Source organism: Brevibacterium pigmentatum, from assembly GCF_011617465.1.
GTDB classification, from domain to species: Bacteria; Actinomycetota; Actinomycetes; order Actinomycetales; family Brevibacteriaceae; genus Brevibacterium; species Brevibacterium pigmentatum.
Genome location: NZ_CP050153.1, coordinates 3,038,815 through 3,052,027 on the forward strand (window position 1 = coordinate 3,038,815; position 13,213 = coordinate 3,052,027).

Here is a 13,213-nt window from a genome sequence, read left to right on the forward strand (position 1 = left end):
AGAGAGCGGGGCAGCTCGACCTCGGCTCGGATTCCAGTCTGAGGAGGACTCATGGGACGTTTTCTGCTGATCACGTCGACACTCATCGCGCTCATCGCGGTCGCCTGGGCAGCCGCCGTCGGACCGTGGGCATGGTGGGTCCTCGGTGCGGTGGTCCTCGCCATCGTCGGCGTGGCCGCGTACGACCTGCTTCAGCGCAAGCACTCTATTCTGCGCAACTACCCGGTAGTCGGTCATCTGCGATTCCTGTTGGAGACTCTCCGACCCGAACTCCAGCAGTACTTCATCGAACGCAACTGGGACGGACGCCCTTTCGATAGAGACATCCGCTCCCTCGTCTCCGAACGTGCGAAGGGAATCCACGGAGAGCTCGCTTTCGGCACCGAACGGGACGTCAACTCCGCCGGCTACGAATTCCTCATCCACTCCACCGCTCCCGTCGCGGTTCCGGACCAGACGCCTCGTGTGCAGGTAGGTGGGCCGGACTGTACGAAGCCCTACAGCATGGCGCTGCTCAACGTCTCGGCCATGAGCTTCGGCTCCCTGTCGCCCAACGCCGTCAGGGCGCTCAACCGCGGTGCCGAACTCGGCGGCTTCGCCCATGACACCGGTGAAGGCGGGATCTCCGACTACCACCTCGAGAACGGCGGCGACCTCGTCTGGGAGATCGGTTCGGGCTATTTCGGCGCCCGGACCGACAGCGGCGACTTCGACCCCGCCCAGTTCGCCGACCAGAGCTCCCGCGACCAGGTCAAGTGCGTCTCACTCAAACTGAGCCAGGGTGCGAAACCCGGAATCGGAGGCGTCCTGCCCGCGGCGAAGGTCAACGCCGAGATCGCCCGAACCCGCGGCGTCCCGCAAGGCGAGAAGTGCGTGAGCCCGGCCGCCCACAGCGTCTTCAGCACCCCGGTCGAACTCATCGAGTTCATCGCCCGGATGCGCGAACTCTCGGGCGGCAAGCCCACGGGATTCAAACTCTGCGTGGGATCCCGCACAGATGTGCTCGCGATCTGCAAGGCGATGCTCGAAGTCGGAACCGCACCCGACTTCATCATCGTCGACGGTTCCGAGGGCGGCACGGGAGCCGCTCCCCTCGAGTACGAGGATCACGTGGGGACTCCGCTCACCGACGGCCTGCTCACCGTCCACAACGCGCTGGTCGGAACGGGCTTGCGGGATCGGATCCGCGTCGACGCCAGCGGGAAGGTCGCCGCGGGCAACGACATCGTCAAACGCCTCATCCAGGGGGCAGACTATACGAACTCGGCCCGCGCCATGATGATGGCCGTCGGCTGCATTCAGGCTCAGATCTGCCATACCGGACAGTGCCCTGTCGGCGTCACCACCCAGGACCCCAAACGGCAGAGGGCCCTGCATGTGGGTGACAAGAGTGAGCGGGTGCGGAACTACCAGGAGGCGACCGTGCAGCAGGCCGTGGAGATCATGGCATCCATGGGCGTCAGCGATCCTTCCGAACTCTCCCCGCAGCAGCTCCACTGCAACCTCGGCCGCAATGAACACGTGTCGTACGCCGAGCTCTTCGACTGGCTCGAGCCGGGAGAGCTGCTGACGCAGCCGCCCGAGTCCTGGAGCCGCGACTGGGCGAGGGCCGATGCGGGAACGTTCCGTTCGGTCTGAGCACGGGATTCAGCGACTTTCGCTGACAAGGAACCTAGTCTGATACCGTGGCTCGGCGTGATCCAAGAACCCGCGCACGCGAAATCTGCCGCCGATCGAACGCAGCCGTCGAATCCGCAAGACCGCATCGTCTCGATCGATGTCATCCGCGGCATCGCCATCGCCGGCATTCTGCTCATCAACTTAGGCTACTTCCTGTCCCAAGCCGGGCAGACAGAGGATCCCGTCGGCATAGACGCAGTGATCTGGCAGGTCGTCGACGACATCGCCCTAGGCAAGTTCCATTTCGTCTTCGCCTTCCTCTTCGGCACCGGCATGCACATCTTCCTGAGCAGGCTGCGCGCGAAGCATCGTTCGACTTGGGTCTACGTCCGACGGATGATCATCCTCATCGCAGCCGGCATCATCAACTCAGCCCTCGGAGGCATCGATGTGCTCGCCTCCTACGGCGTCCTCGCGCTCTTGCTTCTGCCGCTGACTCGGCTGCCGCGCTGGGCCTTCGTGATTCTCGGCGTCGCGGCGGCGACGGTTCCCGACGTGCTGCAGCTGGCGTCGAGCCTCGGCGATCTCGACCCGCCGACGCTGCTGTTTCCCATCCTGTCGTACGTCCGGACTCTGGGGCACATGATGCTGGGGTTCTGGCTGACCGGTCTCGGCCTGTACTCCGCAGCGACTCGAATCCCGGTCACGGGACTCTTCATCCTCAGCCTCCTCGGCTCGGTGCCGATCTGGATCTGGACCACCGCTGCCGGGACCGGATCGACCGAGGCTCACGAGATCGCCTTCCGCACCGCTTTGGTCCCCGGTCTCATGTACATCACCGGTCTCATCCTTCTGCTGCGCACCCAACTCGGCCGAAAGAGCCTGTCCTTTCTGCGTCTGTACGGTCGGATGGCGTTCTCGAACTATCTGGGACAGACCGTGGTCTGCGTGCTGGTCATCCCGCTCCTGACCGCTCACGGACATGTATCCACGGCTGCCGCGCTCATCGTCTGGGCAGTCATCATCATTGCCCAGTGCGCATTCTCCACGGTGTGGCTGCGCTATTTCCGCTACGGTCCCCTGGAATGGCTGTGGCGCTGCGGCACCTATTGGGAGCTCACACCGCTCCGATACGCCGCCGACACTCGGTCGGAATCCGCCTCGCAGAGCTGATCGGTCTCAGGCGACTGCCCGCCTTCCAAAGGAAGCTCAGCCCCGCACATCCTCTGAGTCGATGTCGGAGCGCAGGCCGCGCCAGACCGGGTGCCGCAGGCGCCCGGCCTCGGTCAGGCCCGAGAACCGGACCTCCCCGACGAGGTCGGGTCGCACCCAGTGGGCATCTCGCGACTCAGCAGCCGGCACCGTGAGCGCCGGCGTCTTCCGAGACCGGCGATCGAGACTGGAACGCAGACTCCGCAGGGCGGCCTCGTCGAACCCGGTGCCCACACGCCCCAGGTAGACGAGGTCGTCGCCGTCGTGGGCGGCGACCAACAGTGAGGCGAAGCTGTCAGAGCGTTCGCCTTCTCCGGTCCGCCAGCCGACAATGATGACATCTCGGGTCGAGGCATGCTTGAGCTTGGCCCAGGTGCGAGTGCGCTTTCCGGGAAGATAGATGCTGTCGGTCCGCTTCGCCATCACCCCTTCGAGGCGAAGCTTCCGGCTGGATTCGAATGCTGCATCGACGCTGCCTTCAAAAGCATCGGGCACCTGGATGTGGTCACTTTCGGCCACGAGTTCGAACAGACGTTCGCGACGTTCCGTGTACGGTTGCCGCAGCAACGAGGATCCGTCGGCATGGAGGACGTCGAAGAGCATGAGGTAAACCGGGGTGCGTCGCCGCTCTCGTTCGACATCGCTCTCCCGGCTCAACCCCATTCTGCGCTGGAGTCTCCCGAAATCCGGTCTGCTGCCCTGTCCGAGAGCGACGATCTCCCCGTCGAGGACGCAGTCGACATCGACACAGTCGACCAACTCGCGAAGCTCCGGATAAGTGCTCGTCATGTCACGACCGTTGCGGCTGGTCAGCTCAACGCTGCCGTTGCGGTCCCCGTCACCCGGCTGCACCCTCGCCAGAGCGCGGATGCCGTCCCACTTCATCTCGAAAGCCCAGTCCTCGGCTTCCCTGCGCACGGAATCGATGTCTCCGATGCTCGCGAGCATCGGAGACAGATCCGCCGGCAGAACCTCCTTCTTCGATCCGTGATTCGTCGATTCGTCCTCCATGAGGTGGATCATCCAGTTTTTCTCCGGGTCCTTGTTCGGACCGTGGCCCCCGGTGTTGAACAGTGCGAACCGCCGCACTGCCCCGAGGCCGCCGTCCTCACGCCCGTGGAGGACCGCGATGACCTCCTTGCCCTCCTGCCACTTCTCGATGTCGCAGGTTCCGGAGTCCCAGATCTCCACGTCGCCGGCTCCGTACTCCCCTTTCGGGATCGTGCCTTCGAAGCTGCCGTATTCGAGGGGATGGTCCTCGGTCTGTACCGCCAGGTGGTTCTTCCCCGGGTCCGTCGGCGGCCCCTTCGGCAGGGCCCAGGAGACCAGCACACCGTCGTGTTCGAGTCGGAAGTCCCAGTGGAGGCTCCTCGCATGGTGTTCCTGGATGACGAAGGTCAGTCCGTCCCCGCTCGTTCCCTGTTTCGCTGGCACGGGTTCGCTCGTGCGCTTCGGATCCCGTTTGGACCGGTAGACCTCCAGTCGGTCGCGCACGACCTCTGGGGCCTCGTCCGACATCGGGTCGGATTGGGGCTCCGAACCGGCTCCGGGCTCCGGCGCCGAGGCGGTTCCTCCGACCGCCTCGGCGAGAGGTTCGAGAAGATCCCCGAAGTCGTCCACGCGGTCGAGGACCTCCTCGAAACGTACCTGCTCGACCGCGGCCGGATCATCGAACTCGTCCCAGCTGCGGGGAGCGGCGACCATGGGGGTGAAGCGTCCGCGCAGCGAATACGGGGCGACCGTGGTCTTGGCCGCTGAGTTCTGCGACCAATCGATGAGCACCTTGTTCTCCCGCAGCGTCTTCTTCATCGCCGAGACGATGAGATCTTTGTGGTCGGCCTCCAGGCTGCGGGCGAGCTCATGGGCGACATCGGAGACCTGCTGCGAGCTCACCGACCCGTCCAGCGGTGCATAGAGGTGGACGCCTTTGGAACCGCTGGTCACCGGGTATGCGTCGAGGCCCATGCCCTCGAGCAGTTCGCGGACGAGCTGAGCCACCTCGATGCAGTCGGCCAGGCCGCGACCGGGGCCCGGATCGAGGTCGAAGACCATCCGGTCGGGGAAGCGGGTCTCCGAATCGATCGTTCCGGGGTCCTTCGCTCCGGCGCGCACCGTCCACTGCGGCACATGGATCTCGAGCGCGGCCATCTGAGTGAGGTAGGTCAGCGTCGCGAGATCATTGACCAAGGGGTAGCGTTTGGTGCCGGTGCTGTGTCGGATCGCGCGCGAGCGGATCCATGACGGGGCGGATTCGGGCAGGTTCTTCTCGAAGAACACGTCCCCGGGGTCATCGGGAGTGCCGACCCCGTCGACCCAGCGTTTGCGTGTGGCGATCCGGTCCCGAGCATGACGGATGAGATGCGGCGCGATGGTGGCGCAGTAGTCGAGGATCTCACCCTTGGTCGTCTTGGTCTCCGGGTAGAAGACCTTGTTCAGATTGCTCAATGTCAGTCGATGGCCCTCGACCGTGACCTTCTGCTCGTGACGTGCCACTGAGCACCTCCTCTGTGCACCGTTCGGGCTCATACCCAAGATCGTCCTTTCACGGTAGTCGGAGACCGCCATGGGCAACAGGGGGTGCGAGATCGCCCGACCTCCCGCATCTGCGAGCGCCCGATCCTCACCACAGGTGGCCGAGTATCCGCGCCACAGCCAGGAGCGCCGCGATGACGAAAGCTGACCCCTCTTGTCGGGGTGTCCGAACGGGGTTAGATTGGCCGGACGTCGACAACGCTGTCTGGAGGGCCCTCATGGGACACTCGCTGCACCTCACCGTCGACGGCCAGGAGCACACCCTGGTCGTGGATTCCCGAACCACCCTTCTCGATGCCCTGCGGGACAGGTTGGGGGTGATGTCTGCGAAGAAGGGCTGCGACCACGGCCAATGCGGGGCCTGCACCGTCCTCGTCGACGGCCGTCGGCTCAACTCCTGCCTCGCGCTCGCGCTCACCCACAACGGTGCCGAGGTCACGACCGCCGACGGTCTGGCTCCCGAAGGCGAACTCTCGCCCTTGCATCGGGCGTTCCTCGCCCTCGACGCATTTCAGTGCGGATACTGCACCCCGGGGCAGGTGTGCTCGGCCGCCGGTATGCTGGCCGAGGCCGCCGACGACGCTCCGAGCGTGGTCACCGAAGATCTCGAAGGGCCCGTGGAGCTGTCCGAGGAGGAGATCCGCGAGCGGATGAGCGGCAACCTCTGTCGCTGCGGAGCCTACGTCAACATCGTCGCGGCCGTGAGCCGAGCCGCAGAGGAGTCACGATGAACCCCTTCGACTACGAACGCGCCGCCGATGCCGCCGGAGCCGTCACGACTGTCACCGATCGTCCCGATGCGGTGTTCCTGGCCGGAGGCACGAACCTCGTCGATCATCTCAAACTCGGAGTCGCAGAACCCGACCTCGTCGTCGACATCAACCGCCTCGAGCTCACGGAGGTCGAGGCGCTCGACGACGGAGGCCTGCGGATCGGTGCGATGGTGCGCAACAGCGACGCCGCCGCCGACCCGCGCATCAGACGCGACTACCCGATGCTCTCACGTGCCCTGCTCTCCGGTGCCTCCGGTCAGCTGCGCAACGCGGCCACGATGGGCGGCAACCTGCTGCAGCGCACCCGGTGCGTGTACTTCCAGGACACGACTACCCCCTGCAACAAACGCGAACCCGGCTCCGGCTGCTCAGCCATCGGCGGCTACACCCGCTACCACGCGATCCTCGGTGCCTCAGCGGACTGCGTGGCGACGCATCCCTCGGATATGGCGGTCGCTCTGACCGCACTCGACGCCGTGGTCGTCGTCCTCGGTGCCTCCGGTGAGCGCCGGATCCCGGTCACCGAGCTCCACCGGCTGCCCGGCGACCGTCCCGAGCAGGACACGGTCCTCGAACACGGGGAGCTCATCACGGCGCTCGAGCTCCCTCCCCCACGGCCCGGCGCCGCGACGTATCGGAAGATCCGCGATCGCGCGTCCTACGCTTTCGCTCTCGTCTCCGTCGCGGCCCGGGTTGACGTCGACGCCTCGGGGCCGGCACCGATCATCCGTGAGGCCGCGATCGCCCTCGGCGGAGTCGCACACAAACCCTGGCGTGCACGCGCCGCCGAGGCGGTGCTGCGTGGCGCGGAACCGACTGCCGAGACGTTCCTGGCAGCTGCCGACGCCGAGCTCGAGACCGCCGAACCCCTCGAGGGCAACAGCTTCAAGGTTCCGATGACCCGCGGAGCGATCACCACCGTGCTCGCCGAGCTCACCGGAGCGTCGGAAGCCCTGCCGGAGACGACCACGGAGGACACTCATGAGTGACCTGCTCACGACCACGTCCGTCGGCACGCACCAGGTGCGCCTCGACGGACCCGACAAGGTGCGTGGACGCGCCCCCTACGCCTACGAACACCCCCTGACCGATCCTCTCTACCTCTACCCCCTGCAGGCGGGGATCGCCCGCGGACGCACAGCGCACATCGATGTCTCCGCGGCGGAAGCAGCCGAGGGGGTGGTGTACGTGCTCACCGCCGACAACGCACCCGAGCTGGCGAGCACCGATGACGGCGAACTCGCGATCCTGCGCTCTGCTGAGATCGGATTCCGCGGCCAGTACCTCGGCGCTGTCATCGCGACCACCCCCGAGCGGGCCCGCCACGCGGCAGGCCTCGTCGAGATCACCTATGTGCAGGACGATCACGACGTCGAGCTGCGCGAGGATCACCCTGCTTCCCGGGAACCGGAGTCGGGCAGCGGGGATGTGCGCACAGGCGATGTCGACACAGCCCTCGCTGAGGCGGCCGTATCCATCGATGAGCGCTACAGCACCCCCATGGAGCACAACAATCCCATGGAACCGCATACCACCGTCGCCCTCTGGGACGGAGACGAACTGACCCTGTGGACCTCGACGCAGGGCGTGCACCCCGCACGCGCGACATTGGCGCCGATCCTCGGGGTGGAGCAGGAGAAGATCCGCATCATCTCCCCGCACGTCGGCGGCGGCTTCGGCTCCAAGGGCCTCCCCCACGCGGATATGATGCTCGCTGCCCTCGCGGCACAGGCGGTGCCGGGTCGACCCGTGAAATATGCCGTGACCCGGCAGCAGATGTTCTCGATCACCGGCTATCGAGCTCCGACCCTGCAGCACATCCGTCTGGGCGCGAGAGCCGACGGCACGCTCACGGCCTTCGCTTATGATGCGATCTCCATGTCCTCGCAGACTAAGGAGTTCCCCGAGGAGTCGACGAAGCCGGGCCGCATGATGTACGCAGGCGACAACCGCCGCCTCACCCAGCGAGTGGTTCCGCTCGACGTGCCGGTGCCCTCCTGGATGCGTGCTCCCGGCGAGGCTTCAGGCATGGTCGGACTCGAAATCGCCATGGACGAACTCGCAGTGGCCGCCGGCCTCGACCCCATCGAGCTGCGGGTGCGCAATGACCCGACCACGGACCCGGACACCGGGCTGCCGTTCAACCAGCGCCGCCTCGTCGACTGTCTGCGAGAAGGAGCAGACCGTTTCGGTTGGGAGAAGCGGAATCCGCAGCCGCGCACGCGTCAGGAGAACGGCTGGTTCGTCGGCATGGGCGTGGCCTCTGCGACCTACCCGGCAGGCAGACAGCCGGGCTCTGTCGCGCGGATCCGCCGCACTCCCGAAGGCTTTGAGGTCTCGATCGGTGCCGCCGATCTGGGCACCGGGACGTGGACCGTCCTGTCTCAGACTGCCGCGGACGCTCTCGGAGTTCCCATCGGGCAAGTAGATCTGCGGATCGGCGACACCGCGCTGCCGAACGCGACCGTGGCCGGCGGATCCACGGGTTTGGCGAGTTGGAGCACGGCGATCGTCGCCGCAGCCCAGGAGCTCCGTTCCGAGCACGGAGCCGATCCTGCCATCGGCGCCGAGGCCCATGGTGAGGCCGAGGCCAATCCCGCGGCGGAGAAGTTCGCCCTGCACTCTTTCGGCGCCCATTTCGCCGAGGTCCGCATCCAGCCGACCACCGGTAAGATCCGACTCGACCGCATGTTCGGCATGTTCTCCGCCGGGCGGATCGTCAACCCGAGCACCGCACTCTCACAGCTCATCGGCGGCATGACCATGGGCGTCGGGATGGCTCTGCATGAGAAGGGCGAGCTCGACCCGCGCTTCGGTCACGTAGTCAACCACGACCTCGCGGAGTATCACGTTCCCGTCAACGCAGACATCACCGACATCGAGGCAGATTGGCTCGACGAGAAGGACCCGCAGGCCGGTCCCCTCGGCGCGCGCGGCGTCGGTGAGATCGGCATCGTCGGTGCCGCAGCCGCGATCGCGAACGCCGCCTTCAACGCCACCGGAGTCCGAGTCCGCGATCTGCCGATCTTCGGCGACGCGTTCCTGCCGTCGTGAGCGGCGAGACCGGGTCGACTCCTCCCAAACGACCCGTCCCCGGTCCCCCGAGAGGGCTCGTCCTCGCCGCCGGAGCGGGGCGACGCCTCGGCCGAGGGCCGAAGGCACTGCTGGTGCGAATGGATGGGCTCACCCTGGTGGAGTCGATGGTCCTCGCCCTGCTCGACGGTGGCTGCCGGGACGTCACAGTCGTCACCGGAGCCTGCAGCGAGCAGGTTGCGAGCCTGCTGGGCGGGTGTGACCGCGTGTCCGTCGCGTTCAACCCTGACTGGTCTTCGGGTATGGGTTCCTCGCTGCGCCGCGGCCTGCAGGCGATCGGCCCCGGACCCGACGTCATGGTCACACCTGTGGACCGTCCGGGAATCTGTGCGGCGGAAGTCGCTCGTCTCATCGCCGCCCATCGTCCCCGAGCGATCACCGCTGCGGGCCACTGTGATGCGAACGGGTCGCTGCACCGCGGTCACCCTGTGCTCTTCGACGAGAGCTGGACGAGCCGGGCGGCTGCCGCCGCGCACGGCGACGTCGGTGCCCGCGACCTGCTCGCGACGCACAGAGCTGTCGTCGACCTCGTCGACTGCTCCGACCTCGACGACGGGGCCGATGTCGATGTGCCCAAGGACCTGCACAGGCTGACAGTCGTCAGTTCTCGCGATTAGCTCTGGGTTGTCGGGAGCAACTCGGCCGGAGGCGCCCTGAAGTGCTGTGAGCAGAGTCGGGTCTCAAAGAAGGCTCTGCATAAAGCTGCTGAAGCCTCCCTCCGCGCGTCCCTCCAGACGGGCCGAGGTGAGAACCCGGCAGGTGTCGGTGCGTCTCACGTTTCCCCCCGCGGCGAGCACGGCAGCAACAGTTGCGGCATCTTCGCCGAGTGGCAGCTGAGGCATGCCGCCGATGATGTTGAGATACGAGCCTCGAATGCCCAGGTTCGCGCCGAACACGTGGGGATGGTTCTCAAGTAACGTGTGGTGAGAGTGCCATTTCGCGATCAGCGCTGCCGACCCGGTATCAGGTCGAGGCGACACCGTGCCGACCAGGCAGTCGCTTCCGGCTTCCGCCATGGCAAGGTGCGTCGTCAGCCAGTGGGTGGGAACTCTGCTGTCCGCATCGGTGAACGCAATCCATGTCAGGTCGAAGTTGACATCGCGATCAGCTTCAGCCGTCTGCTTGAAATGGTTCCAGGCGAAATTCCGGGCACTGCCCACGTTCTTGAACGTCGTCTCAAGTAGCGTGACTTGTGAATGCTGTTCGGCGAAGTCTGCGACGCGACTCACCGTCTCGTCGGTACAGGCGTCGGCCACGACGAGGATTCGAGTGGAGGATTGCGCGAACCCGTCAGGGAGCTGAGCACCCGCTTGGGCCACCGAGTCGAGACAGCCGAGGATCTCGTCTTGTTCATTGTGAGCCGGGATGACGATGCCCAGGTGCGTGATCACTCAACGGCTTCCGCAGGGAGGAAATCGTCAGTTTTGTCCACCGTCACGATATCGAGACGATACTCGGCCTCGGAGCGAAAATCGGTCCGCAGTCGGGGCCAGTAGTCCAGGCACGCGTCATGGACTTCATCGGCGGTCAGAGGCCAATCTTCGATGTCACCCTTCCAATGACAGAGAACGAGCACAAAGCGCGATGGGGTTGATTCATCAATGCGCTCCAACGTTCGTTGCAGCTGTGCACGTGTCAGATAGAAGCCGGTCTCTGAGAGGACGACGCAGTCGAAATGCCCTTCGGGCCATTCGTATGGGACAGTGGCGTGCAGGAAGGCTATTTCGGTTGCAGTGGTCGTGTGCAGACGTTTCGCTGTTTTCAGCGCCTCGCAGCTGGCATCGACAGCTGTCACTCTGACGCTGTAAGCGGCAAGCTCTCGGGTCAAAGCGCCGACTGAACAACCGATCTCGAGAATGTGGGAAAACGAGGTCGACGGGAGGTGGGACACAAGGGTCTCGCGTTTGGCGATTTCGTATTCGGACTCCCACACCGTCCACGGATCACTGCGTTCCCTGTGCACATCATCGAACACCGCCGACGCAGTGGACGCATCATTGATCGGTCTGCCTATTCCCTCCTGACCATAGCCGGCCGATGCCTCACCGGATCTGAAATCCGTGATCACGAAGGTATCGTGGCTCCGGATGAAGTGTTCCAAATGGGCGCTGGTGAGGATCGCTTCGTCCCCGTGCTGATCCGACAGCGCTTCGGTCTGCGACGGGTAACACGCGAGCAGAGCATTTCGATCAAGACCTTGAGGGTCAGGTAAGACTGCCCAGGCCTGCCAGCGAGGGTCTGTGGGAGCAGCCCAGTGCCAGAACCAGATGGGATATTCGAGCACTACGGCATGATGTGATCGCCCGATGTCCAGCGCCGCGGCGCCCACCGCCTCGTGGTCACAGTGCCCATCCCGGCTGTAAGGCGCAACGAGTGTCACCGGCCCATGTGATCGTGCGATCTCCTGTCGGATCACGTCTCTGATCTGGCTTGAATATTCGGGCAGCTGACCGTCGGGCAGATCGAGAAAACGACTGGAGTGCGCCTTGTCGAAGGTGCTCAGCGCACGATCGAACTCCTCCAGACGGATGCTTTTGAGCTGATCGCCGGTATACGTCGGCGACTCAGGGTGCGATTTCTCGCCTGCGCTGAAGAGTAGGACTTTCAGCTGGCAGCTCCACTCATCGGCACGTGCGAGCAGCGCAGCGGCTCCCAGCGCTTCATCGTCTGGGTGTGCGGCAAGGACGATGATGGTTCCGCCTCTGGCGATTGTGCTCTCTGGAACCGCCGGAAGATCAAGGGCACCCGCCTGCACCCAGGCATCTTCTCTGGTGCTGCGGTCTTGGTGGCTAAACCTCATCGACATCTGGCTCTGCACAGATATTCTCGCCCAAAGCAGCTTCGTCCCGAGGCCCGTGATGCTGACTGAGGTAGACGGTGAGATCAGCGTCAGCTTTGGCAAATGCCGCATCACTCGTCAGAACCGCAGGACCGGCCAGCTCCCGGCTCAGAAGCTGGATCCGTTGGGCACTGCGGTATATGTTGTTGCGAACTCTCAGAGCCAGTCTCCACGCGTGTTCTCGCGAGAACTTCTCATCCCCATCCGCTGCAGCAGCAGTTTGCGCCAACATGGTGCGGACCGCGAAGATCTCAGCATCAAGCTGCCCGAGCTGCATCTCTCCCATCGGCGAGCGCCCAGCCCTGTTCAGGTGGGTTTGGGCTGCACGCCGGGCCAGTCCCAATGCTCCACCGAACCAGCAGGCTGCCACGCGAATCCCACCCCAAGCGAAAGAGGGCCGGTCAAGGTACCAATTCGGGGGGCCGACACTCGTCGCCGGTGCTCGGTCGAAGACGACTGAGCCGCTCGGGATTTCTCTGAGACCCAGACTCGGCCAAGCACCTGTCTGCGGTCGTACACGAGGGTGCCGAAGATTCACCGCGTAGGCTCGGTTCCCGTCGCTGCCGCTGGCGATGACGATCGCGTCGGTGAGTTCCGCGGCTAAAGAGCACCACGCTTTCGTGCCGGTGAGGAGGTTCTCCGCACCGGCATCGATCACGTTCACGCGATGTGTGGGCAGGTCAGCCGCGTACACGCCCCAGGCCGAATCGGGATCAGGTGTTTCGTGTCCGGCCTCGGCGAGGATGCCCAGAGCGTCGACGTGGGGTTCGAGCATACGAGCGACGCCGATGTCGATCGCAGCCAGTTGAAGCAGCCTTTCCCATTGATCGATCTGAGGTGAGCACCCTGTGAGCTGCAGAAGACGGGCAAGGGCGGTGATCTTGTCGACAGCGGACGCACTGCTCGTGACGACCTCGGTGAGATCATCCCTGAAGTCTGGAGTTTCCCACCACGGTTCGAACGGTGTGGCGATGATCCGAGACGAGGTTGAGTCGAACAGGGTTTCCATTTCACGTCCTTCGGGCAGAACATTTCGTCGGAACTCGGTGTGTAGTGAACACGCAGGAGGCAGTCGGAGGTGATGGCTCTGAACACGCTTATATCTCAAGTGGGTGCAGATACCCAATTCCAGCCGGCTCTTCCA

At 64.8% G+C, this 13,213-nt stretch carries 10 protein-coding genes; 6 read left to right on the top strand and 4 right to left on the bottom strand.

Translation table 11 applies throughout. The features are described 5' to 3' along the window. The first annotated feature begins 51 nt into the window (after positions 1-51). Positions 52-1,638: an FMN-binding glutamate synthase family protein gene (locus GUY30_RS13760; RefSeq protein ID WP_167198678.1), complete on the top strand. Its 1,587-nt coding sequence runs from the start codon at positions 52-54 to the stop codon at positions 1,636-1,638. Between the two features lie 57 nt (positions 1,639-1,695). Next, positions 1,696-2,793: a DUF418 domain-containing protein gene (locus tag GUY30_RS13765; protein ID WP_167198681.1), complete on the top strand. Its 1,098-nt coding sequence runs from the start codon at positions 1,696-1,698 to the stop codon at positions 2,791-2,793. 36 nt (positions 2,794-2,829) lie between these two features. Here the strand turns inward: GUY30_RS13765 and GUY30_RS13770 are convergent, their stop codons facing one another. Next, positions 2,830-5,325 (bottom strand): ATP-dependent DNA ligase, encoded by a 2,496-nt coding sequence (locus tag GUY30_RS13770; RefSeq protein ID WP_228281364.1) that lies wholly within the window; start codon positions 5,323-5,325, stop codon positions 2,830-2,832. A 257-nt stretch (positions 5,326-5,582) separates the two neighbouring features. Between GUY30_RS13770 and GUY30_RS13775 the strand changes: the two genes are divergently transcribed. Genes GUY30_RS13775 through GUY30_RS13790 form a run of 4 tightly spaced genes read left to right on the top strand, consistent with a single transcriptional unit; the run spans position 5,583 to position 9,847 of the window. Continuing rightward, entirely contained in the window at positions 5,583-6,095 is a 513-nt protein-coding gene (locus tag GUY30_RS13775; protein WP_167198687.1) for a (2Fe-2S)-binding protein, read from the top strand. Then, positions 6,092-7,126: an FAD binding domain-containing protein gene (locus tag GUY30_RS13780; protein ID WP_167198690.1), complete on the top strand. Its 1,035-nt coding sequence runs from the start codon at positions 6,092-6,094 to the stop codon at positions 7,124-7,126. Before GUY30_RS13775 ends, GUY30_RS13780 begins: the two co-directional genes overlap by 4 nt. Continuing rightward, positions 7,119-9,191, top strand: coding sequence for a xanthine dehydrogenase family protein molybdopterin-binding subunit (locus GUY30_RS13785; protein ID WP_167198693.1), 2,073 nt, complete (start codon positions 7,119-7,121; stop codon positions 9,189-9,191). The genes GUY30_RS13780 and GUY30_RS13785 overlap by 8 nt, the downstream gene beginning before the upstream one ends. Next, complete coding sequence (locus GUY30_RS13790) at positions 9,188-9,847, top strand: nucleotidyltransferase family protein (protein ID WP_167198697.1); 660 nt, start codon at positions 9,188-9,190, stop codon at positions 9,845-9,847. Before GUY30_RS13785 ends, GUY30_RS13790 begins: the two co-directional genes overlap by 4 nt. Positions 9,848-9,910: 63 nt before the next feature. Here the strand turns inward: GUY30_RS13790 and GUY30_RS13795 are convergent, their stop codons facing one another. Genes GUY30_RS13795 through GUY30_RS13805 form a run of 3 tightly spaced genes read right to left on the bottom strand, consistent with a single transcriptional unit; the run spans position 9,911 to position 13,078 of the window. After that, positions 9,911-10,621 (bottom strand): glycosyltransferase family 2 protein, encoded by a 711-nt coding sequence (locus GUY30_RS13795; protein ID WP_167198700.1) that lies wholly within the window; start codon positions 10,619-10,621, stop codon positions 9,911-9,913. Beyond that, positions 10,618-12,048, bottom strand: coding sequence for a PIG-L family deacetylase (locus GUY30_RS13800; protein ID WP_228281366.1), 1,431 nt, complete (start codon positions 12,046-12,048; stop codon positions 10,618-10,620). Before GUY30_RS13800 ends, GUY30_RS13795 begins: the two co-directional genes overlap by 4 nt. Continuing rightward, positions 12,020-13,078, bottom strand: a complete 1,059-nt coding sequence (locus tag GUY30_RS13805; RefSeq protein WP_167198703.1) for an acyl-CoA dehydrogenase family protein — start codon at positions 13,076-13,078, stop codon at positions 12,020-12,022. The genes GUY30_RS13800 and GUY30_RS13805 overlap by 29 nt, the downstream gene beginning before the upstream one ends. Positions 13,079-13,213: the final 135 nt, after the last annotated feature.

Bases quoted from the DNA above. Each gene is read 5' to 3' on its own strand.
- GUY30_RS13775 (WP_167198687.1), top strand. From the start codon at position 5,583: ATGGGACACTCGCTGCACCTCACCGTCGACGGCCAGGAGCACACCCTG.
- GUY30_RS13805 (WP_167198703.1), bottom strand. From the start codon at position 13,078: ATGGAAACCCTGTTCGACTCAACCTCGTCTCGGATCATCGCCACACCG.
- GUY30_RS13785 (WP_167198693.1), top strand. From the start codon at position 7,119: ATGAGTGACCTGCTCACGACCACGTCCGTCGGCACGCACCAGGTGCGC.
- GUY30_RS13760 (WP_167198678.1), top strand. From the start codon at position 52: ATGGGACGTTTTCTGCTGATCACGTCGACACTCATCGCGCTCATCGCG.
- GUY30_RS13780 (WP_167198690.1), top strand. From the start codon at position 6,092: ATGAACCCCTTCGACTACGAACGCGCCGCCGATGCCGCCGGAGCCGTC.